Source organism: Wolbachia endosymbiont of Cardiocondyla obscurior, from assembly GCF_902713635.1.
Classification (GTDB): domain Bacteria; phylum Pseudomonadota; class Alphaproteobacteria; order Rickettsiales; family Anaplasmataceae; genus Wolbachia; species Wolbachia pipientis.
The window spans coordinates 1-4,150 of the sequence record NZ_CACTIU010000085.1 but is presented as its reverse complement, the minus strand read 5'-3'; the positions used below and the strand labels follow the sequence as shown (position 1 = coordinate 4,150).

At 38.7% G+C, this 4,150-nt stretch carries 3 protein-coding genes; all 3 read left to right on the top strand.

From position 1 onward, the window contains the following. The coding region (locus WOCAOBSORBRA_RS05660; protein WP_246165655.1) for a hypothetical protein at positions 1–1,271 on the top strand (1,271 nt) is incomplete at its 5' end. A 326-nt stretch (positions 1,272–1,597) separates the two neighbouring features. Then, positions 1,598–1,795 carry a hypothetical protein gene (locus WOCAOBSORBRA_RS05655; RefSeq protein WP_174516116.1) on the top strand — a complete coding sequence of 66 codons (198 nt, stop codon included), beginning with the start codon at positions 1,598–1,600 and terminating at the stop codon, positions 1,793–1,795. 42 nt (positions 1,796–1,837) lie between these two features. Then, on the top strand, positions 1,838–4,060 hold the full coding sequence (locus tag WOCAOBSORBRA_RS05650) for a hypothetical protein (protein WP_174516115.1): 2,223 nt from the start codon (positions 1,838–1,840) through the stop codon (positions 4,058–4,060). Positions 4,061–4,150: the final 90 nt, after the last annotated feature.

The following is a 4,150-nucleotide window of genomic DNA, read 5'->3' as shown; positions in this document are numbered from 1 at the left end:
TAGAGGAGCTCACCAGACAAGATTTGCTCAGGAGGCTCGAGTGTGAGCGTCAGGCTTCTAGTTGTGTCGATGAAATATCATCTCAAGCAGAGCTACATATCGGAGAAGGTGATGATGAGGATTACTTCACTGGTGAAAAAGGAAGAGTACTCGGAGATTTCTGGAATTTCTTTGAATCTCTCTTCAACCTTTTTGAAGTAGATGTAGATGATCCGAAAATCTACCAAATGCTCAAGGAGAAGAAAGAAAAAAACCTGATTGCTGCGATAATGAAGTTTTTGCGTGATAAGCTTAAGGAGTTAATCAAGAAGATTTTTGCACGCGATTTAAGTTTCAATCAGAGGTTGGACAAAGAGATAAAAGAATTGCAGGAAAAATTAGGCAGTGGTGAGTTATCAGAAGAAGAGTTTGCAAGGGCGTTAGAAAGATTAACTGCATTGCAAGATCTGAAACTCAGGTTACAAATGGCCGTTGTCGGATGGATTGTTACAATGTTCGCAGAGATGTTTGGAGTTGAGTTGGCGGCTGCGGTAGAGGCATCTACAGAAAAAGAAGACAAAAAAGCAGAAAAAACATCATTAGAAGCAATTAAAGAAGTTCATAAAGACGTAGAAATAAAAGTGGATGAAAGAGAAAAACCTAAAGTGCCAGTTTTCCTTTTTGAAATTTCACCAGGATTTGTAAGGCCAGTTGTTCTGAGCAAACCAGAACTTGATCTTTTGTCAAATTCTCTGAAAGATCGAGTACCTTTTGTGCAAACACATGATAGAGGTAAGGAGGATATTGAGAATTTGCCAAAACAAGAAGTAAATAAAGAAGATAAAAAAGCGAAGCCGGAGAAAGAGGTGTGTCCACCTGCTCCAAAGACTGCAACGGGGACGGGGAAGGTACGAGATGAGGATATTCGCAGATGCAATAGTGATTGGAGAGAAATGACAAAGCAAAATAACAATAGTACCTACAGAGAAACTTTAAATAAATCTGCTCAAGAATTTGTTTCTGAGGGAGGAATTTCAGATGTTAAGAGTTCTGTTCCTAACAGAAAAGCTTCGAGCCAACCTATCCCAAAATCTATGTCTGACAGAAAGGCTTCAGAGCAATCCGTTAAAAGTTCTGTTGCTGATTGTGGATTTGATTTTACTAACATGGGTACTTGGAAAGGTGCTGAGAATGAAGGTTCTGTGAGTAATGCTCAATCACCAAAAGTATTGACTAATGATATAAAAGTTGAGAAATGTGCAGAAGGTCAGTCAGTAGGAAAGACACCATAGTGGGGATAGCTAATACTTAGATGACAAAAAAGGGTGTCATTCCAGTACTGGAATCCAGGGGCATATAGATAGATGTCGACAGTTCGTCATTCCGCTACGTGTTAGCGGAATCTATGCTTGAGATACCGCGAATGAATCGCGGTATGACGTAGGGAACTTAGGGTTGCCAATGACTTGTCATTCCAGCGCGTGACGCTGGAATCTTGAAATTTGTGTTTTATGAAAAAGAGTGAATAAAATTTTTTGAAAAAAAATATAAAAAAGTGCTTGCACTTAATTTTATTTTTAGTATATTAATTACATAATATTTTTACTTAGGAGGCAATATGTATAGTGGTAATGATAAAAAAGGTTTTGATGCTGAAAAGTGGAAACGTGAGAATACAGCACCAGGTGGTGGTATAGTGCGGGGAGCAACAGGAATGAGGTATGATGACCATAGTGACGCAGCCAGAAGAGTAGAAGAAAGGAGGCATCAGTCTGAGCAGAAAAAAAACGAACCTGGTAGTTCTATGAAACGTTAAGTTAAAGGGTAGTTGTTGTAATTTAAAAATGGGGAGGTTGGTATGCCTAATAGAGAAACAGTAAGAGCATTGGTTAGCGCTTTTAATGTACATAATTATGCTCGTAATACAGTTAAAACTAATTTTAAGCTGCAAAGCGAGGGCAAGAAGGGCTATATCGTAGTATCATTTGATAAGGGTATGAAGGATTATCAGTGTAGCGAATATCTTTACAATATAAAAAGGAAAATAGTAGGTGAGTTCTACGGTATTGAAGAAGGAGATACGGATGAGGTAGTGTTAAATACAGCTAATTTAATTTTTAATACTGAATCTTTTCCGTTTAACACCAGTAAAGGAGAGTGGTCTCAAGATGAGCAAGGTAGGATTGAGTTTCTAGCACCTATAGATAAGGGTGTAATTTTTAATTTGAAGTCTCATTTGGCTTCTTCACTTAAAAAAGATATTCTAGAAGGTATGCCAGCTTGTAGAATAGTTACTAAAGCGTCTAACAAAAAAGATTATTTGTGGCACGGTAATTTTGATAATCAAGAATCATGCAAGCAATTTAAGCATGAGTTTTTATCAAGGATGAAAGCAAGATATGAAAATGTTCCTAAGAAGCCTTTAGAGGTTAAAGGCAATAGTGTATATATCAAAGATGTTTTTGATGACGCTCGTTTTATTGATAGTGTAACGCGGTATAAGGCATGGCTTGTAGGTATGTATCTTGGAGTTGACAGTAGTGCTAATCATAAAGTGAAATTATTTAAAGATATGATAATAGAATCTATTGGTCAATCGACAGGAGTGACAATATATGGCTTTGTATGTGCTTCCCCTTTAGGTAAAGAAGAAGCCTCAATTCTTATACCTCTTGTATTAGATGGCGAAGAAAAGCGGATATTGACAAATGAAGAAGCTCTTGAACTAAATTGTACATTTAATTGTGCTGTATTTTATGATCTTTATGGTAGAACTCAGGGAAAATTATCAATAAATGAAAGTAGTGGAATGTATAGCATAAACTTTTCCAATCCGTACATTTCTCACTGTGTGATAACTAAAATAATAGAAAGCTCTGTAATCAACAAAGACCATGAACTGTCCATTGACCCTGAGCTTCGTTTTCGAGCATTGTCGCGATCACCATCGACTGAACTGTTAGATATGAAATTGGAGTCTCCCACGCGGAGTCCCGATGGAGCATTAAAGGATTCTCCCAGGCAAGGATCAGAAAAAGAAGAAGGAGAAGAAGGACCGCGGTTGCTCAATTATGTAAATTCAGTTAGAACGAGTGATAGGCCATTGACAGATCTGAGTTATGCTACAACTAGTTGTGGTGTTCCAGGGATATCTAGAGATCTAAGTGCTGTTCAAAATGTGCAAGCAGGACCTAGTGGTTCATCATGGACACGGAGTGAACCTTCATCATCGAAAGGTGCTGAGGCAGATGATGAAAGTATGCCAATAGAGATTCGGGGTCAGCAAGTGAGATATAGGCTATCATCGATTCCTTCTCCTAGAGCATGGAAGAATTCAACATTCTTAAATCTTGAGGTTTCTAATGAGGAATCTGAAAAACAGCAAGTTACTGATGAAAGTGATCGAAAAAGTAGTGATGAGTATTCTGACGCAAAGTCACAAGATAGTAAATCTCCGAAGAAACATAGGGGTGGTTTGCGTTGTAGTGAAAGAAAGCCTGATGATAGAACTTTCCTAGAAAAGATATCTTCACATTTTAGGCGAAATAACAAAGGACGTAATTCGGTGTGTTCGATATCTTCAAGTCTAAGTGCTCCTGGGGGTTCTGTACCTGAAAAACTACCTGTTTCTGAATCATCTTCTTCATTCCCAGGTAGAATAAAAGCAAAAAGTAATCCACCCTCAGCGGTGACTTCTCCTACGCATGAAGGTGGACCAGAGTGGCAACAACGTCTTGATCCTGATCAGAGGGAGGAACTATGCAAAGTTCTTCCTCCTGAGATGAAGGAGAAGCTAAACTCCCACTCTTTCTCCCCTGGGGAGGAGCAGCATTTATATTTGACGCGTACTCTTTCGGGGAAAAGGGAGCTAAGCAGATTTCTATGTGAGAGTAAAGAATCACAGTTACGGCGACTTGCAGAAGCACAATTATCGTCACCTGATAACTCTAATAGAGATAGTGGTTTTTCTTCTATGGGATCGCCTGCTTCTCCTGTTGTACAACATAAGGGAAGTGCCCCTTTAAAGGTTACAGAGTGTAGTGTGCAACAGGTAAACTCACATTCTGTAGAGCGTACGTGAGAAGCTTTGGGGAAATAAATTTAGGTTTTTAGATATATCTTAACCATCTAAATGGTTTATTAGGGTTGGGGCCAAAGTCCCTGACCCTGA